At 72.9% G+C, this 25,300-nt stretch carries 25 protein-coding genes; 9 read left to right on the top strand and 16 right to left on the bottom strand.

Translation table 11 applies throughout. The features are described 5' to 3' along the window. The first annotated feature begins 105 nt into the window (after positions 1-105). From BLW09_RS05040 to BLW09_RS05055, 4 genes are all read left to right on the top strand, one after another. The gene (locus BLW09_RS05040) at positions 106-1,719 is read left to right on the top strand and encodes a long-chain-fatty-acid--CoA ligase (RefSeq protein ID WP_231947075.1); all 1,614 of its coding nucleotides are present in this window, start codon (positions 106-108) and stop codon (positions 1,717-1,719) included. 31 nt (positions 1,720-1,750) lie between these two features. Further along, positions 1,751-2,584 carry an aldo/keto reductase gene (locus BLW09_RS05045; RefSeq protein WP_089909260.1) on the top strand — a complete coding sequence of 278 codons (834 nt, stop codon included), beginning with the start codon at positions 1,751-1,753 and terminating at the stop codon, positions 2,582-2,584. Positions 2,585-2,642: 58 nt separating this feature from the next. Next, on the top strand, positions 2,643-3,053 hold the full coding sequence (locus BLW09_RS05050; RefSeq protein WP_089909263.1) for a hypothetical protein: 411 nt from the start codon (positions 2,643-2,645) through the stop codon (positions 3,051-3,053). A 107-nt stretch (positions 3,054-3,160) separates the two neighbouring features. Beyond that, the gene (locus BLW09_RS05055) at positions 3,161-5,023 is read left to right on the top strand and encodes a thioredoxin domain-containing protein (RefSeq protein WP_089909266.1); all 1,863 of its coding nucleotides are present in this window, start codon (positions 3,161-3,163) and stop codon (positions 5,021-5,023) included. Between the two features lie 109 nt (positions 5,024-5,132). Here BLW09_RS05055 and BLW09_RS05060 read toward each other — a convergent pair whose 3' ends face one another. The 4 genes from BLW09_RS05060 to BLW09_RS05075 all read right to left on the bottom strand — a co-directional run bounded on the left by BLW09_RS05060 (position 5,133) and on the right by BLW09_RS05075 (position 7,600). After that, on the bottom strand, positions 5,133-5,744 hold the full coding sequence (locus BLW09_RS05060; protein WP_089909269.1) for a dihydrofolate reductase family protein: 612 nt from the start codon (positions 5,742-5,744) through the stop codon (positions 5,133-5,135). A 13-nt stretch (positions 5,745-5,757) separates the two neighbouring features. Continuing rightward, a complete protein-coding gene (locus BLW09_RS05065; RefSeq protein ID WP_018191664.1) occupies positions 5,758-6,093 on the bottom strand; it encodes a hypothetical protein in 336 nt (111 codons plus the stop codon). Positions 6,094-6,302: 209 nt separating this feature from the next. Then, a complete protein-coding gene (locus BLW09_RS05070) occupies positions 6,303-7,196 on the bottom strand; it encodes an aminodeoxychorismate lyase (protein WP_089909271.1) in 894 nt (297 codons plus the stop codon). A 128-nt stretch (positions 7,197-7,324) separates the two neighbouring features. Further along, a complete protein-coding gene (locus BLW09_RS05075) occupies positions 7,325-7,600 on the bottom strand; it encodes an acylphosphatase (RefSeq protein WP_089916635.1) in 276 nt (91 codons plus the stop codon). A gap of 31 nt (positions 7,601-7,631) precedes the next feature. Here BLW09_RS05075 and BLW09_RS05080 point away from each other — a divergent pair, with 31 nt between their 5' ends. Then, a complete protein-coding gene (locus BLW09_RS05080) occupies positions 7,632-9,161 on the top strand; it encodes a DUF7059 domain-containing protein (RefSeq protein WP_089909274.1) in 1,530 nt (509 codons plus the stop codon). A 119-nt stretch (positions 9,162-9,280) separates the two neighbouring features. On the opposite strand, the gene BLW09_RS05085 is transcribed toward BLW09_RS05080, so the two are convergent. Together BLW09_RS05085 and BLW09_RS05090 are read right to left on the bottom strand one after the other, a co-directional pair. Further along, on the bottom strand, positions 9,281-9,667 hold the full coding sequence (locus BLW09_RS05085; protein WP_089909277.1) for a hypothetical protein: 387 nt from the start codon (positions 9,665-9,667) through the stop codon (positions 9,281-9,283). Positions 9,668-9,762: 95 nt separating this feature from the next. Continuing rightward, positions 9,763-10,263: a metallophosphoesterase family protein gene (locus BLW09_RS05090; RefSeq protein WP_089909279.1), complete on the bottom strand. Its 501-nt coding sequence runs from the start codon at positions 10,261-10,263 to the stop codon at positions 9,763-9,765. Between the two features lie 47 nt (positions 10,264-10,310). On the opposite strand from BLW09_RS05090, the gene BLW09_RS05095 reads away from it, so the two are divergent. Continuing rightward, positions 10,311-11,342 (top strand): aldo/keto reductase, encoded by a 1,032-nt coding sequence (locus BLW09_RS05095; protein WP_089909282.1) that lies wholly within the window; start codon positions 10,311-10,313, stop codon positions 11,340-11,342. 116 nt (positions 11,343-11,458) lie between these two features. Here BLW09_RS05095 and BLW09_RS05100 read toward each other — a convergent pair whose 3' ends face one another. Both BLW09_RS05100 and BLW09_RS05105 read right to left on the bottom strand, forming a co-directional pair. Further along, positions 11,459-11,881, bottom strand: coding sequence for a WapI family immunity protein (locus BLW09_RS05100; RefSeq protein WP_089909286.1), 423 nt, complete (start codon positions 11,879-11,881; stop codon positions 11,459-11,461). Continuing rightward, complete coding sequence (locus BLW09_RS05105; protein WP_089909289.1) at positions 11,878-12,480, bottom strand: NADPH-dependent FMN reductase; 603 nt, start codon at positions 12,478-12,480, stop codon at positions 11,878-11,880. The genes BLW09_RS05100 and BLW09_RS05105 overlap by 4 nt, the downstream gene beginning before the upstream one ends. Positions 12,481-12,611: 131 nt before the next feature. Here BLW09_RS05105 and BLW09_RS05110 point away from each other — a divergent pair, with 131 nt between their 5' ends. Both BLW09_RS05110 and BLW09_RS05115 read left to right on the top strand, forming a co-directional pair. Beyond that, entirely contained in the window at positions 12,612-12,875 is a 264-nt protein-coding gene (locus BLW09_RS05110; protein WP_089909292.1) for a hypothetical protein, read from the top strand. Positions 12,876-12,960: 85 nt separating this feature from the next. Then, positions 12,961-15,936: a helix-turn-helix transcriptional regulator gene (locus tag BLW09_RS05115; RefSeq protein ID WP_089909295.1), complete on the top strand. Its 2,976-nt coding sequence runs from the start codon at positions 12,961-12,963 to the stop codon at positions 15,934-15,936. Positions 15,937-16,044: 108 nt separating this feature from the next. Here BLW09_RS05115 and BLW09_RS05120 read toward each other — a convergent pair whose 3' ends face one another. Continuing rightward, on the bottom strand, positions 16,045-16,491 hold the full coding sequence (locus tag BLW09_RS05120; protein WP_231947077.1) for a TraR/DksA family transcriptional regulator: 447 nt from the start codon (positions 16,489-16,491) through the stop codon (positions 16,045-16,047). Between the two features lie 97 nt (positions 16,492-16,588). On the opposite strand from BLW09_RS05120, the gene BLW09_RS05125 reads away from it, so the two are divergent. Then, the gene (locus BLW09_RS05125) at positions 16,589-16,879 is read left to right on the top strand and encodes a hypothetical protein (RefSeq protein ID WP_089909301.1); all 291 of its coding nucleotides are present in this window, start codon (positions 16,589-16,591) and stop codon (positions 16,877-16,879) included. Between the two features lie 22 nt (positions 16,880-16,901). Here BLW09_RS05125 and BLW09_RS05130 read toward each other — a convergent pair whose 3' ends face one another. The 7 genes from BLW09_RS05130 to BLW09_RS05160 all read right to left on the bottom strand — a co-directional run bounded on the left by BLW09_RS05130 (position 16,902) and on the right by BLW09_RS05160 (position 25,265). Continuing rightward, complete coding sequence (locus tag BLW09_RS05130; protein WP_089909304.1) at positions 16,902-17,390, bottom strand: glutathione peroxidase; 489 nt, start codon at positions 17,388-17,390, stop codon at positions 16,902-16,904. Between the two features lie 64 nt (positions 17,391-17,454). Then, a complete protein-coding gene (locus BLW09_RS05135) occupies positions 17,455-18,840 on the bottom strand; it encodes an L-serine ammonia-lyase (RefSeq protein ID WP_089909308.1) in 1,386 nt (461 codons plus the stop codon). 229 nt (positions 18,841-19,069) lie between these two features. Next, positions 19,070-19,888 (bottom strand): ABC transporter permease, encoded by an 819-nt coding sequence (locus tag BLW09_RS05140; RefSeq protein ID WP_089909311.1) that lies wholly within the window; start codon positions 19,886-19,888, stop codon positions 19,070-19,072. Further along, on the bottom strand, positions 19,885-20,886 hold the full coding sequence (locus BLW09_RS05145) for an ATP-binding cassette domain-containing protein (protein WP_089909314.1): 1,002 nt from the start codon (positions 20,884-20,886) through the stop codon (positions 19,885-19,887). The genes BLW09_RS05140 and BLW09_RS05145 overlap by 4 nt, the downstream gene beginning before the upstream one ends. 116 nt (positions 20,887-21,002) lie before the next feature. Further along, a complete protein-coding gene (locus BLW09_RS05150; protein ID WP_089909317.1) occupies positions 21,003-21,509 on the bottom strand; it encodes a Clp protease N-terminal domain-containing protein in 507 nt (168 codons plus the stop codon). After that, a complete protein-coding gene (locus BLW09_RS05155) occupies positions 21,502-21,744 on the bottom strand; it encodes a helix-turn-helix domain-containing protein (RefSeq protein ID WP_089909321.1) in 243 nt (80 codons plus the stop codon). Before BLW09_RS05155 ends, BLW09_RS05150 begins: the two co-directional genes overlap by 8 nt. Positions 21,745-21,884: 140 nt before the next feature. Then, positions 21,885-25,265 (bottom strand): ATP-binding protein, encoded by a 3,381-nt coding sequence (locus tag BLW09_RS05160; protein ID WP_089909324.1) that lies wholly within the window; start codon positions 25,263-25,265, stop codon positions 21,885-21,887. Positions 25,266-25,300: the final 35 nt, after the last annotated feature.

A 25,300-nucleotide genomic window follows, 5' to 3' on the forward strand; every position in this document is an offset into this window, starting at 1 on the left:
CCTCACCCGTGGTCCCCGGCCGGGGGCGTTGCCCCGCGCCCGGGCGTGACGTAGGTTCTCCTCAACCGGTATCGGGTCCGGCGTCGACGAAGACGAGGAGAACCCATGAGTCACGGCTATGCGACCATGTCGGTCGCGAGCATCCTGGCGGAGACGGCGCATCGGATGCCCGACAACGTCGCCCTGATCTTCGCGGGGCAGGAGATCCGTTACAGCGAGCTGTGGGAGCAGACCCGCGCGTATGCGGGGGCGTTGCGGGAGCTGGGCGTCGGCCCGGGCGACAGGGTGGCGCTGATGCTGCCGAACATCCCCGACTTCCCCCGCTCGTACTACGCCGTCCTGGCGCTCGGCGGGGTCGTCGTGCCGATCCATGCGCTGCTGAAGGCCGACGAGATCGCGTACGTGCTGCGCGACTCCGGGGCGTCGCTGCTGATCTGCGCGGCGCCGCTCCTCGCCGAGGGCGCGCGGGGGGCCGCGCTCGCCGGCATCCCGACGCTGTCGGTGCTGGTACCGGATGAGATGTACGAGCAGGCGCCCTTCCCGCGGCTGGAGGAGCTCGCCGCCGCGGCGGACCCCGTCGACACGTACGTGCCGCGCGATCCCTTCGACACCGCGACGATCCTGTACACCAGCGGGACGACCGGCAAGCCGAAGGGGGCGGAGGGATGCCACTTCTCGCTGGTCGAGCAGGTCAACGTGCTGCTCTCCGGGACGCTGGACCTCGAACCCGACGATCGCATCCTCGGCTGTCTCCCGCTGTTCCACACGTTCGGGCAGACCTGCGTGATGAACATGGGCTTCCGGGCGGGAGCGGCGGTCGTGCTGGTACCCAAGTTCGACGGAGCCACGGCCCTGCAGTTGATGAACCAGCACGCCTGCACGGTCATGACCGGGGTCCCGACGATGTACATCGCGCTGCTGGAGGCCGCGAAGGCCAACCCGGACCGCCCGCCGCTGCGCTACGGGATGAGCGGGGGCGCGGCCATCCCGGTCGCGGTCATCGAGCGCATGAAGGAGGTCTACGGCATCGACGTGCACGAGGGTTACGGCCTCACCGAGACCTCGCCGGTGGCCTCCTTCAACCACCGCGGCCGGCCGACCCGGGTGGGCACGGTGGGCACGCCGATCTGGGGTGTGGATGTGGAGATCGCCGACGCCGAGGCGGACGACCGCATCCGGCTGCTCCCGCGCGGCGAGCTGGGCGAGATCGTCGTGCGCGGCCACAACCTGATGAAGGGCTACCTCAATCTGCCGGAGGCGAACGCGGAGGCCGTGGTCGACGGCTGGTTCCGCACCGGCGACCTGGGGACGAAGAGCGAGGACGACTACATCACGATCGTCGACCGCAAGAAGGACATGATCGTCCGCAACGGCTACAACGTGTACCCGCGCGAGGTGGAGGAGGTGCTGTCCGCGCATCCCGCCGTCGCCATGGTGGCCGTCTTCGGGGTGACGCACGAGACCCACGGGCAGGAGATCATGGCGGCGGTGACGCTGATGCCCGGCGGCGAGGCGGAGGCCGAGGAGCTGATCGCGTACGCCCAGGAGCGCGTGGCGGCCTACAAGTTCCCGCGGCGCATCGTGATCGTCGAGACCCTGCCGCTCGGACCGAGCGGGAAGGTGCTCAAGAGGGAGCTGGTGGCCCGGTTCGACGGTGACGCGATCATCGTCGACGAGGTGGACGAGGTAGTGGACGAGGAGTCGCGGCCGGTGGGATGACAGCCGCCGTGGTGCTGGTACCGTGGCGGATATGGTTGCAAACGCAAATACTCCGCTCCTGACCCTGAACAACGGGACGACCATCCCGCAGCTCGGCTTCGGCGTCTTCAAGGTCGATCCGGACGAGACCACCCGGATCGTGACCGACGCCCTCGAGGTCGGCTACCGCCACATCGACACCGCCGCGATCTACGGCAACGAGGAGGGCGTGGGCGCCGCGATCGCCTCCTCCGGCATCCCGCGCGACGAGCTCTTCGTCACCACCAAGCTGTGGAACGACCGCCAGACCGACGCGGAGGCGGCCTTCGACGAGTCGCTCGGCAAGCTGGGCCTCGACTACGTCGACCTGTACCTCATCCACTGGCCGACGCCGCAGAAGGACACCTTCGTGCAGGCCTGGACGTCGCTGGAGAAGATCTACGCGTCCGGTCGCGCCAAGGCGATCGGCGTCTCCAACTTCCTCGTTCCGCACCTCGAGAAGCTGCTCGCCAACACGGACGTGGTCCCGGCCGTCAACCAGATCGAGCTGCACCCGGCGCACCAGCAGCCGGAGGTGACCGCGTTCTCGCGCGAGCACGGCATCGCCATCGAGGCGTGGGGTCCGCTCGGCCAGGGCAAGTACCCGCTGTTCGAGACGCCCGAGGTGTCGCAGGCCGCGGAGGCGCACGGCAAGACGCCGGCGCAGGTCGTCATCCGCTGGCACCTGCAGACCGGGAACATCGTGTTCCCGAAGTCGAACTCCCGCTCCCGGATGGCCGAGAACTTCGACGTGTTCGACTTCGAGCTGACCTCCGACGAGATCGCGGCGATCAGCTCGCTGGAGCGCGAGGGACGCGTCAGCGCCCACCCGGACGAGGTCAACTGATCCACCGGCCGGGAGCGTGCGGCCCACCGCTGTCGCCGCTCCCGGCTAGGCTCGTCGGGTGAGGATCACGTCGGTCACGGGGAAGATCGCCTACGTCGTCGGCGTCTTCGCTTTCATCCTGCTGCTCAACGGGTTCGTCATCGCGAACCTCGTGAACGCCACCCTCGACGTGCTGATCGTCGCCGCCCTCAACGTGGCGTACGTGATCGTCGGGGTGCGCTGCTTCCGCGGCGCCGACGAGAACCGCACCGACCCGCGGCCGTGGTGGCGTGCGACCGCCCGGCCCGCTGCGGGGTTCTGGATCGGCGGCGGCCTGATCCTGCTGGCGTTCGTCTCGGGCGTCGGCGCGCTGGCCAGCCGCCCGGAGGGGGCGCTCATCCCGGCCGTCGCGTGCCTGACCTACGCCGTGCTCGGCACGTTCTACCTCAACTCGTCGGTTCGGCTGCACGGGATGGACCGGCCCGCCTGAGGGCGTGCGGGCAGGCGCGGCACCGCGGAGGGAAGCGCCGGGCTTCTCTTCCCCGGGCTTCCCTTCCCCAGGCTTCCCTTCGCGGGTCGCGGTCGTAGGGTGAGCGCATGGTGAATCGGCTCGCGGACGCGGTCAGCCCCTATCTGCGCGCTCACGCGGGCAACCCGGTCGACTGGTTCCCGTGGGGCGCAGACGCGTTCGCGGAGGCGCGGAGGCGGGATGTGCCCGTGCTGATCTCCATCGGGTACGCGACGTGCCACTGGTGCCACGTCATGGCGCGTGAGAGCTTCAGCGACCCCGTCGCCGCCGGCGAGCTGAACGCCCGATTCGTCGCGATCAAGGTCGATCGAGAAGAGCATCCCGAGGTGGATGCGGCCTATCTGTCGGCCGCGAGCGCATTCACCGACAACCTGGGCTGGCCGCTGACGGTGTTCGCCACCCCGGACGGGCGGGCGTTCTTCGCCGGCACCTACTTCCCGCCGGAGCCGGTCGGCGGGCGGGCCACCTTCCGGCAGGTGCTGGATGCGGTGGCCGACGCCTGGGAGAACCGGCGCGACGCCGTCCAGTCCGACGCCGCCCGCGTGGGGGAGGCGATGGCGGCGGCGGCCGCAGCGGCGACGGCGGTCGCCGACCTGCCCGACGACCGCGCTCTGGACGGCGCCGTCGAACGTCTCGCCGAGGCGGAGGATCCGCAGTACGGCGGCTTCGGGACCGCGCCGAAGTTCCCCGTCGCGCCGGTCCTCGGGTTCCTGCTCGCCCGCCCTGCCGGGCGCGAGCTGGCGCACCGCACCCTGCAGCGCATGGCGGACTCCCCGCTGCGCGACCCCGTCGACGGGGGGTTCTTCCGCTACGCCACCCGCCGTGACTGGAGCGACCCGCACTACGAGCGGATGCTGTACGACAACGCGCTCCTCCTCGACGCCTACGCCACGGCGTGGCAGCAGGGCGGCGCCGCGTGGGCCGAACGGACGGCCGACGGCATCGCCGCGTTCCTACTGGCGGTGCTGCGGCGACCGAACGGGGGCTTCGCGTCGGCGCAGGATTCGGAGAGCGTGATCGACGGCGCCCGGGTCGAGGGGACCTACTACCGGGTGGCGCCCGAGGAGCGGGCCCGGCTGGAGCCGCCGGAGGTCGACGCCAAGGTGCTGACCGGCTGGAACGGCTTCGCGATCGGTGCGCTCTCCCGCGCCGGTCGCATCCTGGACCGCCCGGCCTGGATCGCCGCGGCGCGGGAGACGGCCGACCTGCTGCTGACCCGGCACAGGCGGCCGGACGGGCTGCTGCTGCGCGCCTCCCTCGGCGACAGGGTCAGCGACGCGGAGGCGACGCTGGAGGACTACGGCGGGCTCGCCGGCGGTCTGCTGGAGCTCGCGCTCGCGGGCGGCGGACCGCGGTACGCCGCGGCCGCGCGCGATCTGGTGGACCTGTGCCTGGATGCGGCCGGCGAGGGGACGTGCCCCTTCGAGACCCCGGGCGGGGGCGACCCGGTGCTCGCCGCGACCGGACTGGCCGTGCGCGTCGACCCGAGCGAGGGCGCGTATCCGTCCGGGCTGAGCGCGACCGCGGCGGCGGCGCACACCCTCTACCTGCTGTCGGGGGAGCGGAAGTACGAGCGGGCGGCGCGCGAGGCGATGCGGATGGTGGCCGCGCAGGCCCCGCAGGTCCCGAGCGGGTTCGGGGCGTCGCTGACGCTGATGTCTCGGCTGGCGGAGGAGCCGGAGCAGCTGGTCGTGGTGCGGCCGGGTGGGGGCGGGACGGCCGGGGGTGCCGGAGACGGCGACCTCGTGCGGGTCGCTCGGCGGCATCCCGCACCGCTGGTCGCCCTGGTGACCGAGCAGGAGGCGGCGGACCTGACCGCCGACGGGTTCGAGCTGTTCGCGGGGCGCGTCGCGCGGGATGGCCTGCCGACCGCGTATCTGTGTCGCGACTTCGTCTGCCGGCTGCCCGTGACGGACGCGGCCGCGCTGTAGCGCGGGGCGGTGCTTCCGTCGGTGGAAAGCGCTCCCATCTCCGATGCACCGCGGTGGGGCAGGAGATGCGGAGCCGACGACTGCGGATCTCCGACGAAGGGGTGCGGCGTCAGCGCCGCACGCGGTAGGTGAGGTGGGCGACCTCGGGGGTGACCCGCTCGCTCAGCAGCTCCAGCTCGAGCGACGGAACGCGGTCGAAGACGCGCTCGCCCGCACCCAGGGTGACGGGGGCGACGTGCAGCCGCAGCTCGTCGACGATGCCCGCCCACAGCGCCTGGTTGAGGGTCTCGGCGCCGCCGGCGATGGCGACGTCCGCATCCCCGGCGATCTCCCGCGCCTGCTCGACCGCCGAGTGGATGCCGTCGGTGACGAAATGGAACGTGGTCCCGGTCAGCTCCAGCGGGTCGCGCGGGTAGTGCGTCAGCACGAAGACGGGGGCGTGGTACGGCGGCTCGTCGCCCCACCAGCCGATCCAGTCGCCGAGCGGCTCGCCGGGGGCCGGCCACTCGTGCCTCACCGGGCCGAACATGTTGCGGCCCATCACGTAGGCGCCGGCCGCGGTGATCGCGTCGATCTCGGCGGTGTGGGCATCGGCGTACTCGAACATCCACGCGTGGAGGCGGTCGGCCGCGCCCCCGCCCAGCGGGTGCTCGAGCGATTGATCCGGTCCGGCTGCGAAGCCGTCCAGCGAGATGGCGATGTCGGCGGTGACGATTCCCATGCGGGAAGAGTAGTCAGGCGCGCTCGACCTTGTCGAGCATCCCCCAGACGGCTTCGCTCAGCTCGGGATGCTCGAGAGCGATCCGGCGCAGCACGCCGTACTCGAAGCGGGCGAACACGTCGCGACCGGCCGAGGGATGGTGCGCCCGCGACTGCTCGTCGGCGAGGTCGAACGCCTCGATGGCCGTCGCCCGGAGGCCGATGACGACCTGCTCGTCGACGCTCGGGAGGTCGGGGATGAACTGCCACGGATCTTCGCCCGCACGGCAGCGGTGCTCGATGATCGCGGACAGTTCGTCGCGCGCCTGCTGACGGAGCAGCTCGATGCTGCGCGGCACCGGTTCGGTCATCTCGCACCCCTCCTTCCCCGGGTCGTCGACGGGACGTTCGCCCGTCGCGCCGGCCCCATCGCCGCGCGGTGGCAACAGCCTAGGCGGTGCCGCCGACGCCACGCCAATCGGGGTGCAACGGTGGGTCTACGTGTCGTTCCGTTGCGCGGGTTGCGGCGTTGCCGGGCAGCGCCCGGTAGCGCCCGGGCAGTGCCTGGCGCGGCCCGTTGTCACTCGGTGCGGGCGAGGAGGTACGCGTTGAGCTCGGCGGTGAGTGCGGCATCCACCGGGTACTCGCGGCCGTCGAGGTGCGTGACGGGCGCGGCCTGCCGGACGCTGGACACGAGCCAGAGGGCGTCGGCGGCGGTGACATCGTCGAGCGTCAGCGGCGCGAACTCGGTGCGGAGGCCGCGCTGCTCGAAGAAGTCGAACACGGCCGCCTGCGTCGTCCCGGCGAGGATGCCCTGATCGGTGTTCGGCGTGCGGACGACGCCGTCGGTGAGGGTCACCACGTTGGAGGTGGGGCCTTCGAGCGCGTAGCCGTCGCTGCTGACGAAGAGCACGTCGTCGGCGCCGCGCCGCACGGCCTCGCGCTGAGCGGCCCGGTTGACCGCGTAGGACAGCGTCTTCGCGCCGGCGAGGAGCCACGGCGAGGTCTCGGCGACGTCGTGACGGAGGCCGCGATCCAGCGTGACGACCCGGATGCCGAGGCGTGCCCGCGAGAAGTCCTCGCCCTGGTCGACGAACAGCCAGCCGCTCGGAGCGCCCGAGCCCTCGATGCCGCGGCTGTAGACGAGCTTCGCGTAGAGCTCCGCATCCCGATCGCCGTTCCGGGTCAGGTAGTCGGCGACGCCGGAGCGGACGGCCTCGCGCCAGACATCCAGCGCCGGGTCCGGGAGGTCGAGCAGCGCGGCCGAGTGGGCCAGGCGGGCGAGGTGGGGCTCCAGTGCTTGCGGGTGCCCGCCGATGACGGCGATCGTCTCGAAGACGCCGTCGCCGCGGGTGACCGCGAGGTCGGTGACGCGCACCTGCGGCGCGTCGAAGTCGGACACCACGAACCCGGGGTCGCCGGCCTCCGGCGCTCCGGTCGGCATGGTGATGGTCAGCAGTGTCGCGCGCGTCATGCCCCCATTCTGCCCCGCCCCTTCCCGGGCCCCCACCGTCGAGTCCGCGAACTTTGCACATCGCCCCCGCGTGTCGCGTGCAAAGTTTGCGGACTCGACGGCGGGGGCGCGGGGCGGGTGGGGGCGGGTCAGGCGGTCTCGTGGATGCGGAAGGCGTCGTCGTGGGCGAGTGGGACGTCGGTGACGGCGACGGACGTGACGGATGCGCCGGGCGGGCCGGTACGGAGCCAGTCCAGCATCCCGGCGACCTGGTCCGGCGCCCCCTCGATCTCGGTCTCGACCGTGCCGTCGAGGCGGTTGCGCGCCCAGCCGGTCACGCCGAGTCGCTGCGCGGCCTCCCGCGCACCCCAGCGGAAGCCGACGCCCTGCACGCCACCGGACACGATCGCTCTCCTGCGGATCACAGCCCCATTCTGCTCCTGCTTGAATGGAAGGATGAGCGCACCCGCCGTCCCGGCCGCCGAACGCATCCCCGACCTCCGGTCCGACCTGATCGCCGCGGGTCTGACCGTCGACGCGCTGACCGAGCTGTGGGGCGAGGAGGCGGCGGAGGCGCTGCACCGCGGGCAGCGGGTCCCGGCGGAGCGCGCCCTGCGCCGCCGCGGTCCGTCGGCCCTCGCCACCCTCGCGCGCCTGTTCGTGCTCGGCCGGCCCGTCTCGAACGACGATGTCGCCGCGGCCCTACCCGCACTCGGGGTCGACGGAGCGGTCGCGCTCGGGCTCGTCACACGCGACGGCGACTCGGTCGCCTCCGCGGTCGACCTCCGCCCGTACGGGTTCGTGGATGCGGCGGGTCCGGCCGAGTGGTGGATCGTCTCCGACCTCGGCGAACTCGCCCTCGGCCATGCGCTCCCGGAGGACCACGTCCTGGGCGTCGGCGGCGCCTCCCTCACACTCAGCGGACTGATGCTGCAGAACCCCGTCGACAGCGCGCTCGACCTCGGAACGGGATGCGGCATCCAGGCCATGCACGCCGCCCGCCACGCCCGCCGGGTCGTCGCGACCGACATCTCCCGGCGGGCGCTCCGCCTGGCCGCCCTGAACCTGGCCCTGAACGAGATCGACGGCGTCGAGCTGCGGCTCGGGAGCATGTTCGAGCCGGTCGCTGGGGAGCGCTTCGACCACATCGTGTCCAACCCGCCGTTCGTGATCACGCCGCGGGCCGAAGGCGTGCCCGCCTACGAGTACCGCGACGGCGGCATGGTCGGCGACGGCCTCGTCGCCGCGTTCGTGAGCGGATGCGGAGAGCACCTCCAGCCGGGCGGCGTCGCCCAGCTGCTTGGCAACTGGGAGTACCGGGGAGCGGGCGACGGCCTCGTGCGGGTGCGGGACTGGGTGGATGCGTCCCCCGCTCCGCTCGACGCGTGGGTGATCGAGCGCGACGTGGAGGACGCGGTCCGCTATTCGGAGACGTGGATCCGCGACGGCGGCACCCGCCCGGGCACGCCGGAGTTCGAGCGGCTCCTCGGAGCCTGGCTCGACGACTTCGAGGCACGGGACGTGCGCTCGGTCGGCTTCGGGTACCTCCTGCTGCGCCGGTCGGCCGGGCTGCCGACGCTGCGCCGGTTCGAGCGGCTGCACGGCTCGCTCGGCGCCAACGAGGCCGGGCTCGGCGTGCACCTCGGCGAGGCGCTCGCCGCGCACGACCTGCAGGCGGCGCTGACGGACGACGAGCTCGGCCGGCTGCGTCCGGTCGTCGCCGGTGACGTGACCGAGGAGCGGCACCTCTGGCCGGGTGCGGACTCCCCGACGGCGATCCTGTTCCGGCAGGGCGGCGGCTTCGGGAGGACGGTGTCGGCCGACACCGGGCTCGCGGCGCTTGTGGGCGCGTGCGACGGCGAGCTGTCCGTCGCCGCGATCGCGGCGGCCCTGGCGCAGCTGCTGGAGGTGGACGGCGACGCCCTGCTCGCCGACCTGCTGCCCGCCGTGCGCGGACTGCTCACGGACGGCTTCCTCCGGGCGTGACCTCGCGCCCGTCCGCATCTCTGGGTCGCAACACGCCGTGATGAGGGAGCCGTAACGGCGTGTTGCGCCCCACAGGCGTTCGGGGGCACAGAGGCGTTCGGGGGCACGGGCCGGGCGGGTCAGAGATGCCGTGCGCGGCGCGCCGGCGGGACGGGACGGGACGCGGCCGCCTCGCCCACCGGGGCGGCAACGGACGCCGACACCGTCGAGCGCGCGAGCGCTCCGTGCCGGGACGGATCACGCCGTACCCGGTGCGATCGTGCGCTGAGGGGACGCTCGCGGAGCATGGCGGCTCCGACGCCGACGGCGAGCACGCACAGGAGCCCGCCGATCCCGACGGCACCCTGGAGGATGTCGCCGAGCGCGTCGTCCGGCACCGCAGGCGCCGCCGCCCTCCCGGCGAGCCAGATCGCGACGAGGCCGATCCCGACGGTTCCGAGCACCAGAGTGCCCGACCAGGCCAGGATGTCCGAACGGCCCGGTCCCGACGCCTGATGATCCCGCATGGTCGCCTCCCCGGTCTGCGCCTCAGGGACAGGCTCGCCGTTCGTCGAGCGCAGGGAAAGACAGTCCCTCCCGCGGGCGGACGGGCCAGGGCGCGTCAGCCGCGGTCGACCGGTACCAGCGTGACGTCGGCGATGCGTCCGTCCACGACCTCGGCGGTCAGGAAGGTGCACTCCGGCTGCCGTCGCCGGTCGGTCGGCGACCCCGGGTTCAGCAGGCGCAGACCGCCGGGCGAGACCGTGTCCCACGGGATGTGGGAGTGGCCGAACACGAGCACGTCCGCATCCGGATAGTCCCGCTCGCAGCGCGCCTCGCGGCCGGCAGCAGGGCCGGTCTCGTGGACGACGGCGAACCGCACGCCGTCGAGCTCCACGCGCGCGACCTCGGGGAGGCGCCGCCGCAGCTCCGCTCCGTCGTTGTTGCCCCAGACGCCGACCAGGCGCCGCGCCCGCTGGTCCAGGAGGTCGAGCGTCGCCGCATCCACCCAGTCCCCGGCGTGGATGACGACATCGGCCGCATCCACCGCGGCGAGCACCGGGGCGGGCAGCGCGCGGGCGCGTTTCGGGACGTGCGTGTCGGAGATCAGGAGCAGCTTCACGATGGCACACAGTACGCAAACCGCCGGGACGGGGCTAGTTTCGCGCTATGGATCTACGCAACCTCGGAAACAGCGGAACGATCGTGTCGGAGTTCGCCCTCGGCACCATGACCTTCGGAGCGGAGGCGGACGAGCAGACGTCGCACGCCATTCTAGAGCGCTACCTCGACGCGGGCGGCAATTTCATCGACACCGCGGACGTCTACACGAGCGGCGCCTCCGAGTCGATCATCGGCCGGTGGCTCTCCCGCAACCCGGGCAGCCGCGACGGCGTGGTGATCGCGACGAAGGGCCGGTTCCCGATGGGCGGCGGCCCCAACGACCTCGGCCTCTCGCGCACCCATCTCCGCACGGCGCTCGACGCCTCCCTGCGCCGGCTGGGCGTCGACCACATCGACCTGTACCAGATGCACGCGTGGGATGCGCTGACGCCGATCGAGGAGACCCTGCGGTTCCTCGACGACGCGGTCACCTCCGGCAAGATCTCGTACTACGGCTTCTCGAACTACCTGGGCTGGCAGCTCACCAAGGCGGTGCAGGTCGCGCGCGCGAACGGATGGGCGCCGCCCGTGACGCTGCAGCCGCAGTACAGCCTGATCGTGCGCGGCATCGAGCACGAGGTCGTGCCGGCGGCGCTGGATGCGAGCGTCGGCCTGCTGCCGTGGTCGCCGCTCGCGGGCGGCTGGCTCAGCGGCAAGTACCGTCGCGACGAGCCGCCGACGGGCGCGACCCGGCTCGGCGAGAACCCGACGCGCGGCATGGAGGCGTGGGAGGCGCGCAACGCCGACCCGCGCACGTGGGAGATCATCGACGCGGTGGATGCGGTGGCCCTGGAGACCGGAGCCTCCGCCTCGCAGGTGTCGCTGGCGTGGCTGAGCGACCGCCCGGCGGTCACGTCCGTCATCCTCGGCGCCCGCACCGTCGAGCAGCTCGAGGACAACCTCGGCGCCGCCGACCTGGAGCTGACCGGGGAGCAGCGGGCCCGTCTCGACGAGGCGAGCGCACCGCGCGCCGACATCTACCCGTACGGCGAGCAGGCGATCCAGCAGCGTCACCGCAAGCGGGAGGGCGGCCGCTAGCCCTTCCGGGTGCTTGCCCCTCCGCGATTCGTCACGAATGGGCGCAATTCGTCACGAATGGCGACCATTCGTGACGAATCGCGAGCCCGGCGCGGCGAGATGGGGCGGGGTGGCCGCTACGACGGAAGGGCGTCCACCTCGGCGAGAAGGTCGCGGGCGGCGGCGACGACCGCCGCCTGCGGCGCTCGGAGCCCGACGACGACGTCCGCCGTCCCGCCGCCGGCCGCGACCATGCGCAGCACCGCGATCCGCAACTCCACCGTCCCGCCGGGGATGCGGTGGCCGCTCAGCGTGATGACGGGGGAGGAGAACGTGAGCGCCGTCCACTCGTCGGCCGCCGCCGTCGCGTCGTCGGCGATCCCGGCGAGCCACGCCGCGAGGTCGCGCGCCTCGTCGTCGGTCAGGCAGGTGTCGGCCAGCGTCCAGCGCCGCACGCCGTCCTCGACCACGGCGTCGACGACGATGCGGTCGGTCGCCGAGTCGTCGGCGACCGGTCGCAGCTCGACGCTGCGGTCGCCGCCCTCGTCGCGCAGTCTCACGATGCGCTCGGCACCACCGTCAGCACGCGCTCGATGTACTCGAAGAACGCGTTCATGAACCCGCGGAGGAACTCCTCCGTCCCGGGGTCGGTGACCGTGCCGTCCGCCTCGATCAGGCCGGGCCGCATCCAGATGTAGGCCTCCGGCGCGTTCATCTGCGGCGCCTGGAGGAAGCTGAGGACGCTGCGCAGCTGCTGCTGGGCGACGGCCGTGCCGATCTGCCCGGGCGACGCGCCGATGACGGCCGTGGCCTTGCGCGCGATCACGTTCTCGCCGTAGGGGCGGCTGGCCCAGTCGATGGCGTTCTTCAGCGCCCCCGGGATCGACCGGTTGTACTCGGGCGTGACGAAGAGCAGCGCATCCTGCTCCGCGATCAGCGCCTTGTACGCGCGGGCGACCGGCGGGAAGTCGCCGTCGAAGTCCCGGTTGTAGAGCGGGAGCTCGCCGATGGGGATCTCGGTGAACACGAGATCGGAGGGAGCGAGCCGGAGCAGCGCCCGGGAGAGCGTGCGGTTGACGGACTCCGTGGACAGACTGCCCACGAAGTAGCCGACCTTGTACGGAGGTTGGAGCTCGTTGATCGTCGCCATGGTGGCCATGCTGCCCCCACAGGCCGGTGGAGTGAAGCCCCTTATGCGGCCGCCCGGGCTCGCGAATAGGGCATCTTCCCGATGTCGGCGGGGTGCCTTAGCGAGAAGGCTGAGGTCAACGAGGACGAGGGGATCGGATCATGATGATCGAAGAGTTCGTGGACTTCCGGGTGCGGGCCGGCGAGACGGTGCGCGAGGAGCAGCGGCGCGAGCAGGTGCGGCGCGCCGACGAGCGGGGGCGGTGGCTGCGGTCGGAGCGCCGGGAGCGACGGGCCGCGGGATCGGACGCCGTCGCCGTCGTGGCGGCTGCCGGTGCGCCGGCCGCTGCTGTGCCGGCCGCCGTCGAGCCGGTCGCGGAAGCCCGGGTCGGGGAGCGCAGGGAGCTGGCCGACGTCGCCCGCTGAGGGCGGCGGCGGGCGGCTGTCTGCCGTCCGCAGACCCGCATTCGCGGAGGCCACGGATGTCGGTGGCGGGTGGCACGATGATGTCATGCGAGCACCGGCGTCGAGCCCCACGTTGATCGGACGGGAGTCCGATCTGGTGGCGCTGCGCGACGCTCTTCGCGACGCCGAGTCGGGTGAGCCGCAGGCCGTGGTGATCGGCGGCGAGGCCGGCATCGGCAAGTCCCGGCTGCTGGAGGAGTTCCTGGCCGGGCAGGAGGCGACGGCCACCGTGCTGCTCGGCCGCTGCGTCGACCTGGGCGACGACGCCGCACCCTACGCGCCGTTCGCCGGAGTGCTGCGGCGCCTCATCCAGACGGTCGGTCTCGATCGCGTGCTCGACGCGACCGGTTCGGGGGCCGGAGTGCTGTCGGCCCTGCTTCCGGAGCTCGCCGACGAGTCAGCCGTGCCCCCGCGCACGGGCGCAGAGCGGCTCTACGAGCTCGTGACGGTGCTGCTGGAGAAGATCTCGGGCGACCGCCCGGTCATCCTGGCGATCGAAGACGTGCAGTGGGCCGACCGCTCGACGCTCGAGCTGCTCCGCTTCATCGTGCGGATGGCCGAGGGCGGCCGCCTCCTCGTCGTTCTCACCTATCGCAGTGACGAGGTGCCGCGGGGCCATGTTCTGCGGTCGTGGCTGCCCGAGCTGGAACGCACCCGCCGCGTCACCCGCTGGGAGCTGTCCCGGCTGCGCCCCGAGCAGGTCGCGGAGCTGGTGGCCGAGCTCCTGGGGCGCGTGCCGGACGATCCGTCGCTCGCCCGCGTGACCGAGCTGAGCGAGGGTGTTCCCTTCTTCGTCGAAGAGCTCGTGTGCATCGACGGGCTGCGGTCCGGCGACGACCTCCCGGCGACCCTCCGCGAGCTGGTGCTCGCCCGGTTCGAGCGGTTGAGCGACCCGGCGCAGCGGCTGCTGCGGGTGCTGGCGGCGGGCGGTGTGTGCGTCACGCACGAGCTCCTCGCTGCGGTGTTCGAGGGCACACCGGACGAGCTGGATGCGGGAGCACGCGAGGCCGTCGTCGCGAACCTCCTCTCCGCCGACTCCACCGAGTACTCGTTCCGTCACGCGCTCGTCCGCGAGGCTATCCACGCCGACCTGCTGCCGGGGGAGCGCACGCGGTTCCACGCCCGCTACGCCGAGGCGCTGGAGCAGAGCCCGCAGCGATCGGCCGTGCAGCTGTCGTCGCACTGGCTCGCCGCCCACGACGTGCGCCGCGCGTTCCTCGCCTCGCTGGAGGCGATGGAGGAGGCCAAGCGCTCCTATGCGTACGCGACCACGGCGGCCATGGGCGACCGCGTGCTGGAGCTGTGGGACCGCATCCCGGACGCGGAGACCCTGAGCGGGCGCGACCGCGCCTCGGTGATCGCCCGCACCGCGTCCGCACTCCGGAACGCCGGGAACAACGAGCGCGCGCTCGCGCTGGTCGAGTCCGCGCTGGCGGAGGCCGACGACCTGCCGCCGTCGCGCCGCGCGCGGCTGCTGCGCGACAAGGGGCAGTACCTCGCGAACCTCAACCGTCCCGGCAGTGCCGAGCTCTTGGAGGAAGCGCTCTCCCTGGTCCCGCCCGAGGCGGTGTCGCCGGGCGACCCGTTGCGGCCGCACCTGCTCACCGAGCTCGCCGCGCAGCGCATGCTCGCCGGCCTGTTCGACATCGCGATCGAGACCGCCCGCGCCGCGATCGCCGAGGCCGAGTCGGCGGCGCCCGCGATGCGCTCCGTCGCCCACAACATCCTCGCGGCGTCGCTCATCGAGTCCGGGCGCATCGAGGAGGGGTTCGCCGAGTTCGAGATCGCCGGGCGCCTCGCGGTCGGGGATGCCGGGGCGACGCTGCGGTACGCGGTCAACGCATCGGACGCCCTGAACTCGGTGGGGCAGTACGCCGAGGCGGTGCGCCTGGCCGAGTCCGGGGTCGCCCAGGCGCGCGAACGCGGGGTCGAGCGGACCTCCGGGGTGTGGCTCGCGGCGAACACGGCGGAACCCCTGATCGCGCTCGGGCAGTACGACCGGGCGGAGGAGATGCTGCGCATCGCGCTCGGATTCGACGACCGCACGGGGGTGACCGCGCAACTGCAGCGGGCGCGTCTCTGGGTGTGGCACGGCGAGCCGCAGCGGGCGGAGGCGCTGCTCCGGCGGCTGCGCACGCCTCTGCGCGCGCTGGCCGAGCTGGAGCAGCAGACGCGCCTGTCGCTGGCGCGGGTCTCCGCCGAGGTGGCGATCGCGCTCGGCGACTACGACCGCGCCTGGGCGGAGGCGCGCGGGGTCGGGTCCCTGCCGTTCCGCTCGCTGCCGGGGTACGACCTCCCGGTGCTGGCGTCCGCGTCGCGCGCGCTCGCCGAGCTGGCCGTGCGCGGAGGCGGAGCCGGTGGGGTCCGGGGTGACGATGCGGTCGGTGGCGACGGCGCGCCTGACGGTGCGCTCGACGGCGCGCTCGACGTTCTGGCCGAGGCTGCGCGACTGGAGGCCACCCTCGACGGGCTGCGTGCCTGGCCGACCGCGCTGGCGTGGGCCCCGCTCGTGGAGGCCGAGCTCGCGACGGCCCGGGCGGCCGTCTCGGACACCGCGGATCGCGCCGAGCGGTACGCCGACGCTCTCGCAGCCTGGGAGTCCGCCATCGCAGCCGCGGGCGACGCCGTCGCGCCCGTGCACCTGCGGCCGTACGCGCTGCTGCGCGGAGCGCGTGTCGCCCTGGCCGCGGGAGAGCGCTCGCGAGCCGACGTGCTCGTCGCCGAGGGGCGGCAGGCGGCCGTCTCCGGCGGCATCCCGCTGCTCGTCCAGGTCGCCGATGCGCTCGCCGAGCACCCGGCCGGTCGCCCCGCCGCCGTCGCGACGGCGCACGGCCAGCCCCTGACCGAGCGCGAGGAGCAGGTGCTGGCGCTCATCGAGCAGGGCCTCAGCAACAAGCAGATCGGCGAGCGTCTCTACATCAGCGCCAAGACGGCGAGCGTGCACGTGTCGAGCATTCTGCGCAAGACGGGCGCGTCCAGCCGCACCGAGGCGGTCTACCTGGCGTCGAGGCCGCTGCCCTGAGCGTGCCCCGACCGGTCGGCCGCGTCGACCCGGTCGACCGCGCCGGCCCGGTCGGCTCGCGTCGACCCGCCGGCCGTCCCGAGCGGTCGGCGAGAGGCGCCGGCTCGGTCAGCTCTCGACGGCCACCGCGCACCGGATGCAGAGTTCGGCGGTCGGCCGGGCCCGCAAGCGGTCCACTCCGATCGGCTCCCCGCAGCGGACGCAGATGCCGTAGGTGCCCGTCCGCATCCGCTCGAGCGCCGCATCCACCGCGGCGATGTCGCGGGCCGCGTCCGACCGCTGGGCCTGCAGACGGCTCCACTCCGACGACAGCGTCGGGCCCTCCGGGTCGTGCTCGTCGTCGGCGGTCGACTCCGACCGCGAGGCGAGCAGCACGCCCAAGGACTCCGCCATGCGCTGCGCCTCGGCGAGGTCGCCGCGTCGCCGTTCGTGCAGCAGGGCGGCCAGTTCGTCGCGCTCCTCGGCCGTGAGGACGTCGTCGTCCGTCACCAGCCGCAGCTCGGCGGTCACCGGCTCGTCGGCCGCTGCCCGCTCATCCATCCGTGCCTCGTGCACCAGTGCACCCCTTCCGATCCCCCGACCGTGCTTCTGATCGAGTCAGGGTACGCCCGCTCGATCGATTCCGCCTCTGCGACGCGCGTAGGCTCACCGGGTGCCCTCCTTCCGCGTGATCGTCGCCGTCGGCCGTCTCCGACCGGGTGTCGACCCGCGCAGTGTGGAGCCGACGGCGGCGGATGCCGCTCGCGAACTCGCCGTCGTGGAGGCGTCGAGTGTGGATGTGGTGGCCGGTGAGGCGCGCATCACCGTCCGGTTCACCGAGGACTCCGCGCAGTCCGCCCTCCGCGTCGCCGAGCACACCGTCGCCGGCCTCGGCGCGGTCGCCGAGACCGGCCCGTGGCGGCTCACCGAGCGCGTGGGGGGCCGCTGGTTCCGCCGGGCGTGACCGCGTCAGGTCGCGAGCCTGCTCAGGCTGCGGCGGGCAGCGATTCCTCGATCAGCCCGAGGATCTCCGGGGCGTCCGGCTCCGTCTGCGGGCGGAAGCGGTGCACGGCGCCGTCGGGTGTGATCACGAACTTCTCGAAGTTCCACTTCACCCGCCCGGCCTTGCCGTCGGCATCCGGCGACTTCGTCAGCTCCTGGTAGAGCGGGTGGGCGTTGCGCCCGTTCAGCCGCACCTTCTCCATCATCGGGAACGTGACGCCCCATGTGGTGGAGCAGTACTCCTTGATGGCGTCGGTCGAGCTCAGCTCCTGCAGGAACTGGTTGCTGGGGAACCCGACGACGGTGAACCCGCGGTCGCCATAGGTCTCCTGCAGCTTCTCCAGCTTCTCGTACTGCGGGGCGAGCCCGCAGCGGGAGGCGACGTTGACGACGAGGATGACCTTCCCGGCGAATGCCGAAAGGGAGGTCTGCTCGCCGTCGATGGTGTGGAAGGGGATGTCCATCACGGTCATGATCGCAGCGTATGGCGTGAGCCTTCGAGTCGGCTCCGAGTCTGTGGCCCGGCGCGCCGCACCCTCAGCACTCGATGACGTTGACTGCCAGACCGCCCTCGCTGGTCTCCTTGTACTTGGTCGACATGTCGAGCCCGGTCTGGCGCATGGTCTCGATCACCATGTCGAGGGACACCAGGTGCGAGCCGTCGCCGTGGAGGGCGAGGCGCGCGGCCGACACGGCCGTGGACGAGGCGATCGCGTTGCGCTCGATGCACGGGATCTGGACCAGGCCGCCGACCGGGTCGCACGTGAGTCCGAGGTGGTGCTCCATCGCGATCTCCGCCGCGTTCTCGACCTGACGCGGGGTTCCGCCGAGCACGGCGCAGAGGGCTCCGGCCGCCATCGCGCACGCCGATCCGACTTCGGCCTGACAGCCGCCCTCCGCACCCGAGATGGAGGCGTTGGCCTTGAACAGCGAGCCGATCGCCGTCGCGGTCAGGAGGTACTGCCGGATGCCTTCGATGGAGGCGCCGGGCACGAACCGCAGATAGTAGTGGGCGACGGCGGGGACGATGCCGGCGGCACCGTTGGTCGGCGCGGTGACCACCCGGCCGCCGGACGCGTTCTCCTCGTTGACCGCGAGCGCGAAGGCGTGCAGCCACTCGAGGGCGGTCGCGCGGCCCGGGTCGTCCTGCACGGACTCCAGGTGCTGCCGCATCTTCGCGGCACGGCGCCAGACGCCGAGACCGCCCGGCAGCGTCCCGTCGCCGGAGAGGCCGCGGGCGACGCACTCGGCCATGGCCTCCCAGATCAGGTCGAGGCGCTCGCGCGTGGCGTCCTCCCCGTGCAGGGCGATCTCGTTGCGCCGAGCGACCTCGCAGATCGGGATGGACTCCCGGTCGCAGATCGCGATCAGCTCCTGGGCGGTGTCGTAGGGGAGCGGGTGCGCCTTGCGCGCGGCGAGGTCGGCCTCCTCGCCGTCCCGCCGGATGAAGCCGCCGCCGATCGAGTAGTACGTCTCCTCGAGCAGGGGGAGCGGTGACCGCTCGCCGTTCACGTCGCGGCCCCAGGCGCGGAGGGTCAGCGCGTTGGGGTGGCCGGGCAGGCGGGTGCGCGGCTCGAAGGCGATGTCGTCCTTCGACAGCGGGATGCTGCGGCGGCCGGCGAGCAGCAGCGTCGCGCCGGGGGCGAGGTCGGCCCAGGCGCCGCGTACGTCTTCGGGGCGGCAGGTCTCGGGCTGCAGGCCGCGGAGTCCGGCGATGACGGCGTCCGGCGTTCCGTGGCCGATGCCGGTGGAGCCGAGCGACCCGTAGAGGGCGCAGGTGACCTGGTCGACGCGGTCGAGCATCCCCTCGTCGGAGAGGCGGGACGCGAACGCGGCGGCCGCTCGGAGGGGTCCGACGGTGTGCGAACTCGAGGGGCCGATGCCGATCGAGAACAGGTCGAAGGCCGAGACGTACGCTGTCACTTCTCCAGTGTATGTCGCCCGGCGCGCCGCTTTCCGGCGTCCCTGCGCGCATCCGCGCACGGATCGTGCGCGACCCAGTGGGCACACGATGTGCGCCAAATCGCGGTTCTGGGTCGTGCAGAACCGCGATTTGGCGCAAATCGAAGGCATCGGGAGCGGCGGGGACGGCGAAAGCGGCCGCCGCATCCCTCCGCAGGATGCGACGGCCGCCGTCAGGGGAGGGCGGCGCTCAGGCCTTCCGCATGTAGGCGCGGACCGTCAGCGGGGCGAACACCGCGACGATCACCGCGGCGCCGGCGAGGGCGATCCAGCCGTCGGCGCCGAACGTGCCGCTGTTGGCCAGGTCGCGGACCGCGGTCACCAGGTGCGAGACGGGGTTGATGTTCACGAACCACTGCAGCCACGCGGGCAGCGTGTTCACGGGCACGAAGGCGTTCGAGAAGAACGTCAGCGGGAACAGCACCAGGAACGAGATGCCCTGCACCGAGCCGGCCGTGCGCGCGATGACGCCGAAGAAGGCGAAGATCCAGCTGATCGCCCAGGAGCAGACGATGACGAGCAGGCCCGCCAGGATCACGTAGCCGAGGCCGCCCGCCGGGCGATAGCCCATCAGGAAGCCGACGACGAAGGTGATCGTCGTCGCGATCGTGTACCGCAGGGTGTCGGCGAGGAGTGCTCCCGAGAGCGGTGCGATGCGCGCGATCGGCAGCGATTTGAAGCGGTCGAACACGCCCTTGTCCATGTCCTCCCGCAGCTGGACGCCGGTCACGACCGACGTGGTGATCACCGTCTGCACGAGGATGCCGGGGATCAGCTGCGGCAGGTACGCCTGCACGTCGCCGGCGATCGCGCCGCCGAACAGGTACGCGAACATCAGCGTGAAGATGATCGGCTGGAGCGTCACATCCATCAGCTGCTCCGGCGTCCGCTTGATCTTGAGCAGGCCGCGGTGCGCCATGGTGACGGTGTTCGCGAGCGTCTGGCGCACGCTCACGTGGTTCTTCAGGTTCCGCTCCGAGGGAGCGGTGATGGTGGTCAGGGCGGTCATGCGGAGACCTTCTCTCCTTCGTCGGCGGACGCCTCGTCCGTCTTCTCGTCTTCGACGCCGTGGCCGGTGAGGGTGAGGAACACCTCGTCGAGCGTCGGCTTCTGCACGGACATCTCCGACAGGTGGATGCCCGCCTCGCGGAAGGTCACGAACAGGTCGGTGACCGCATCCGCGTTGCGCATGGGGGCGGTGAGGCGCGAGCCCTCCGGCGAGACCACCGCATCCACCCCGAGCACCGTCTGGATGGCGCGGCGGGCGTCCTCGATGTCGGCCGGGTCGCTGATGCGCAGCTGCAGCGACGACTCTCCGACCGACGCCTTGAGCTCGTCGGCGGTGCCCTCGGCGACGACACGGCCGCGGTCGATGACCGCGATGCGGTCGGCCAGCTGGTCGGCCTCGTCCAGGTACTGCGTGGTGAGCAGCACGGTGGATCCGGTGGAGACCAGGCGGCGGATGGTGTCCCACATCTGTGCCCGGGTGCGCGGGTCGAGGCCCGTGGTGGGCTCGTCGAGGAAGATCAGCGGCGGCTGGGCGATCAGGCTGGCAGCCAGGTCGAGGCGCCGGCGCATGCCGCCGGAGAACTTCTTCAGCGGGCGCTTCGCCGCCTCCGTCAGCCCGAACTCCTCGAGCAGCTCGGCGGTCTTCCGCTTGGCCTCGCGGCCGCTGAGCCCGAGCAGGCGGGAGAAGATGATGAGGTTCTCGTTGGCCGACAGGGTCTCGTCGACGGAGGCGAACTGCGCGGTGACGCCGATCAGCTGGCGGACGACCTGCTGCTCCCGGCGGATGTCGTGGCCGAAGATGAAGGCCTCGCCCGCGTCCGGCTTCAGCAGGGTGGCGAGCATGGAGATCGTGGTGGTCTTGCCGGCCCCGTTCGGGCCGAGCACGCCGTAGACGGCGCCGGCGCGAACGGTGAGGTCGACGCCGTCGACCGCGCGGTTGTCGCCGAAGACCTTGACGAGCCCGTGGGCTTCGACGGCCCACTCCGAGCTGCGAGTCATGGTGTTCCTTTCCTGGTGGGAATGGTGATGCTCCGATGCTGCGCCGGCGCGCTTACATCGCCCTCACGTGCCGCTTACAGCGCGGGCGAGGGGATGTAAGAGCGTGTGAGCGGGTGTCAGGCGGCGCGCAGGGCGCGGGCGACGACGGCGTTCCGATCCACCCCGGCGAGGGTCAGCGTGCGCGGGACGGTGCCGAGTTCCAGCCCGAACAGGGCGGCGAGGAGGTCGACCTCTGCGGCCCGTTGCCGGCGGTTCGCGACCGTGGCCCGGTGCGCCCGCACGAGCGCCTCCTTCGCCGACGCACCCCAGCGGGGGCGGGTGACGCGGGGCGCGGCGGCGAGCCGGTCCTCGTCCGGGGGTGTGACGCCGACGACGTGCAGGCTGGCGGCGCGTTCGGCCGCGAGGGCGGCGGCGAGGCCGTCCGGGCCGAGGCCCGCCTCGGCGAGGGCGGTGCGCACGGCCGGCCCTCCGTCTGCGGACAGCGCGAGCAGCAGGTGCTCGGCCTCGACGAGCGGCGCGTTCCGCTGCTGCGCCTCGGCGACCGCGCGGATCACGATGGGGCGCAGTGCGCGCGATACGGGCTGCCCGGGCAGGTCTGCGGCGGGGTGGGAGGTCTCAGACATTGCGTCTCCTCAGGTCGACGCCGGCCGCGGCGACACGGCGCAGGTGCTTCTTGTGGACCGCCTGCCGCGTGATGCCGAGGGCGTCGGCGATCTGGGTCCAGCTCCAGCCGTCGCGGAGCGCGCGCTCGACCTCGGCGTCCTCGAGGCGGTCGGCGAGCTCGCGGAGGGCGACCACCGCGGCCAATCCGTCGGCGACGCCTCCGACGGGGTCCGGGAACGGTGCTTTCGGAGTCATGCAAGCAACTATAGTTGCTTAATCCCCCTTGTCAACCAAAGTTGCTAGCGCGAGGTGCGAGGGGTCGCAACACGCCGTTATGCCGGGCGCATAACGGCGTGTTGCGACCCCTCGGTGCCGGATGGAGGGGCGCGGCCGGGTCAGGGGCGCACGTCGGCGAGCACAGCGAGGCCGCGGACGACCGCCTCGGCCGGCGGCACGGACGCCACGGCAGCGGATGCGGCCTCCAGCCGGTCCCGGCCCCAGGTGCCGGCGATCTGCGCCTCCAGCGCATCCCGGTGCAGGCTCGCGACGTCCTGGCGCCCGTTGGCCCGTCCGGCGAGCGCGAACAGGGTGAGACCGGTGTCGACCCAGTTCCCGCCGGGTGCGCCGCCGTCCGTCGCGGCGCCGTCCGTCGCGGCGCCGTCCGTCGCGCTGTGACGCTCCGCCGTGCGGGGGTCGAGCATCCACACCGCGAAGCCGGACAGACCGGACCCGGTGACGGGCCGGTCGAGCGAGGGCGGGTTGAGCCGGGCCGTCACCAGGATGCGCCTGCGCAGGGCGGCGGCCGCAGCGTCCGTCTCGTCCCGGTCGACCACGGTCGGGTCCGTGGTGAGCAGCCGCAGTCGCACGACGAGCGCGGCTGCGGCGAGCACGATCGTCCATGGGTTCAGCAGGCGCTCACCCGCGGTCGGCGCCCCGCCGAAGGCCGCGAGCGCCTGGTCGTAGAGCCGTAAGCCTTCCGCCGGGTCGCCGTCGGCCAGGGCGATCTCGGCCATGCCGGCGTAGCCGATCGCGTAATAGTCGGCGTAGTCGAACCCGGTCCGGTCGACCTCCGCGGCGAGATACCGCTCAAGCAGCGTGCGCCCGCGAGCCGTGTCGCCGCTCGAGATCGCGTTCATCGCGATCAGCCAGTCGAGCTGGCGCAGGTCGCCGTCCGCCTGCAGCTGCGCCATGTGGTCGTAGGCGCGCTGCGCCCACTCCAGTGCCTCCGAGGGATGCGCGAGCTGGCTGTGGCACTGGGCGATGGCCTGGGCGGCGGACGCCAGCGACCAGGCGTCCCCCGCCGCCTGGGCGGCCTCCCACGCCTGCGTTGCCGTGGCGAGAGCCTCATCCAGCTCGCCGGAGTTCTCGTGCAGCTGCGCGAGCAGCAGGCTGCCGATGGCCGCGCGCTCCGGGTCGGTGGAGGCCGCATACGCGCGGAGCAGCTCGATCCCGGTGTCCGCTCGGCCCGCGTGCAGGACGAGCGCGGCGAGCGCATCCAGCCGGGAGTCGGCGAACGGCTCGCGCCGACGCAGGCGGCGCAACCGCGAGATCGCGCGGGCGGAGGTGCGGAGGTCCACGAACAGGAAGGTGCCGCCCAGGATCGTGTAGCACGCGGCGACCGCCTCGCGGAGCTCGCCGGCGGGCTCCCCGTCCTTCAGCAGGTCCATGATCGCGGGCCCGAAGGCGAGGACCTCGGAGTGCGCGCTGCGCAGCGACCAGTAGTAGGCGAGCGTGGCGAACAGCACGGCGGCCGTCTCGCGCCGCTCGCCCTCGATGGCGGAACGGAGGACGGCGACCAGGTTGTCCTGCTCCGCGGTCACCCGCTGGAACGTGGCCACCTGCTGCGGTCCGTGCATCTGCGACAGCGTCTCGCGGCTGAACGACGTGGCCCAGGCGTCCATCCCGGCCAGCACCGCGTCCTCGTCGCGCGCGCTCACCAGCTCGTGGTCGCCGAACTCGCGGACGGTCTCGAGCATGCGGTAGCGGAGGAGCCCCGTGCTGCGGTCCTCGGTCACGGTCACCAGGGACTGCGCGACGAGAGCGTCCAGGTCGTCCAGCACGGTCACGGCACCGGCGCCGGCGACGGCCTCCGCGGCCTCGGCGCTGAACCCGTCGGGGAAGCGGGACAGCCGCCGCAGCAGCGCCTGCTCGGACGTGCCGAGCAGGTTCCAGCTCCACTCGATCACCGCGAACAGGGTGCGGTGCCGTTCCGGTGCGGTGCGCTCGCCGCCGGTGAGCAGGGCGAAGCGGTTGCCGAGCCGGCGCTCGATCTCGTCCACCGACAGCGAGCGGGTGCGCGCGGCGGCGAGCTCGATGGCGAGCGGGAGGCCGTCGAGGCGGTCGCAGAGCCGGGCGACGACGTCGAGGGGCAGCACGGCTCCCGGGCGCGCGGCCCGGGCGCGCTCGACGAACAGGGCGACGGCCGGGCCGTACGCGTCGAGAGCGGGAGGCGAGGCGGAGGCGACCGCAGCACCCGATGCGCGTGCCGTGTCTCCGTCGGTGCTCTTCAGCGAGTCGAGCGGGTACACACGCTCCGCGCCGATCGCGAGCGGCGCGCGGCTGGTCGCGAGCACCCGGACGGTGGTGGTCGAGTCGAGGATGTCCTGCACGTAGGCGGCCGCCGCATCCACGATGTGCTCGCAGTTGTCGACGATGAGCAGGGTCTCGCGCTCGGAGAGGAGGCCGAGGATGCGCGAGCGCAGGTCGAGCTGCGAGCCCGGGTCCGCCGCCCGCGTCGCACGGGCCTCGCGGATGCCGAGGGTCGACGCGAAGGCGAGTTCGACGTCCTCGCCGGAGCGGACGCTCGCCAGCTCGACGACGATGACGGCCGGCGTGTGGACGGCGCGTGTCCCGACCTCCTGCGCGAGCCGCGTCTTGCCCAGGCCGCCGGCGCCGAGGATCGTGGTCAGCCGGGAGGTGGCGATCAGGTCTTCGACCGCCTGCAGGTCGTACTCGCGGCCGACGAGCGCGTTCGGTGCCGTGCGGAGCCCGATGCGCACCCGGCGGGGTGCGCTGGGCCGCTCCTCCTCGTCGGCCGCGAGCAGCTCGGCGTTGAGTGCGACCAGATCCGGGCCCGGGCGCGTTCCGAGCCGGTCGAGCAGCGCCTCCTTCAGCTCGGCGAAGGCCAGCAGGGCCTCGCTGCGCCGGCCGGCGTCGGCCAGCGCGCGCAGCTGCTCCCGGCGGAGGGTCTCGTCGAGCGGGCGGCTCTCGAGCAGGGGCCGCAGGTCGTCCAGGGCGGAGGCGGGGTCGCCGCCGGACCGGTGTGCGCGGGCGCGCACGAGCAGCAGGTCGTCGCGGAGGGTGCTCGCGGTGCGCTGCAGCGCGTCGGCCAGCGGTGTGCCGCCGAGTTCGGCGCCCGGCTCGCCGCGCCACAGCGCGAGAGCCTGCGATGCCTCGGCGATCGCGGAGGCGGTGTCGCCTGCCCGCAGCGCGGCGGCGGCGCGGTCGAGGCACCGGCGGGCCAGCCCGAGGTCGGTCTGCTCGGGAGCGACGGCGAGCGTGTACCCGCTGGGAGTCGAATCGAGCAGGCCGTCGGCGCTGGCGGTGCGCACGCGCGAGACGAGGGTCTGGAGGGCCGCGCGTTCCTGGCGGGGCGGGGCGTCATCCCACAGGTCCTCCACGAGGGAGGGGACGGTCGCGATGCCGCGCGCCAGGGTCAGCGCGACGATCAGGCTCTTGCCGAGAACGCCGGCGGGCTCGGCCAGCGCGCCCGCGCGGTCCTCCACCAGCACCGGGCCGAGCACGGCGACGCGGAGGGGCGGGGGCGCTGACTGCACCCGCCGATCTTAGCCAGTGCGGCCGACGCTCGGTC

Source organism: Leifsonia sp. 21MFCrub1.1 (assembly GCF_900107895.1).
Lineage (GTDB): Bacteria > Actinomycetota > Actinomycetes > Actinomycetales > Microbacteriaceae > Leifsonia > Leifsonia soli.

Coding starts and splice junctions, on each gene's coding strand:
- BLW09_RS05105 (WP_089909289.1), bottom strand. CDS start 12,480: ATGGCCACCATGGCGACGATCAACGAGCTCCAACCTCCGTACAAGGTC.
- BLW09_RS05070 (WP_089909271.1), bottom strand. CDS start 7,196: ATGACGCGCGCGACACTGCTGACCATCACCATGCCGACCGGAGCGCCG.
- BLW09_RS05150 (WP_089909317.1), bottom strand. CDS start 21,509: ATGTCTGAGACCTCCCACCCCGCCGCAGACCTGCCCGGGCAGCCCGTA.
- BLW09_RS05085 (WP_089909277.1), bottom strand. CDS start 9,667: ATGCGGGATCATCAGGCGTCGGGACCGGGCCGTTCGGACATCCTGGCC.
- BLW09_RS05110 (WP_089909292.1), top strand. CDS start 12,612: ATGATGATCGAAGAGTTCGTGGACTTCCGGGTGCGGGCCGGCGAGACG.
- BLW09_RS05140 (WP_089909311.1), bottom strand. CDS start 19,888: ATGACCGCCCTGACCACCATCACCGCTCCCTCGGAGCGGAACCTGAAG.
- BLW09_RS05095 (WP_089909282.1), top strand. CDS start 10,311: ATGGATCTACGCAACCTCGGAAACAGCGGAACGATCGTGTCGGAGTTC.
- BLW09_RS05130 (WP_089909304.1), bottom strand. CDS start 17,390: ATGACCGTGATGGACATCCCCTTCCACACCATCGACGGCGAGCAGACC.
- BLW09_RS05040 (WP_231947075.1), top strand. CDS start 106: ATGAGTCACGGCTATGCGACCATGTCGGTCGCGAGCATCCTGGCGGAG.
- BLW09_RS05065 (WP_018191664.1), bottom strand. CDS start 6,093: ATGACCGAACCGGTGCCGCGCAGCATCGAGCTGCTCCGTCAGCAGGCG.
- BLW09_RS05055 (WP_089909266.1), top strand. CDS start 3,161: ATGGTGAATCGGCTCGCGGACGCGGTCAGCCCCTATCTGCGCGCTCAC.
- BLW09_RS05080 (WP_089909274.1), top strand. CDS start 7,632: ATGAGCGCACCCGCCGTCCCGGCCGCCGAACGCATCCCCGACCTCCGG.
- BLW09_RS05155 (WP_089909321.1), bottom strand. CDS start 21,744: ATGACTCCGAAAGCACCGTTCCCGGACCCCGTCGGAGGCGTCGCCGAC.
- BLW09_RS05060 (WP_089909269.1), bottom strand. CDS start 5,744: ATGGGAATCGTCACCGCCGACATCGCCATCTCGCTGGACGGCTTCGCA.
- BLW09_RS05145 (WP_089909314.1), bottom strand. CDS start 20,886: ATGACTCGCAGCTCGGAGTGGGCCGTCGAAGCCCACGGGCTCGTCAAG.
- BLW09_RS05115 (WP_089909295.1), top strand. CDS start 12,961: ATGCGAGCACCGGCGTCGAGCCCCACGTTGATCGGACGGGAGTCCGAT.
- BLW09_RS05045 (WP_089909260.1), top strand. CDS start 1,751: ATGGTTGCAAACGCAAATACTCCGCTCCTGACCCTGAACAACGGGACG.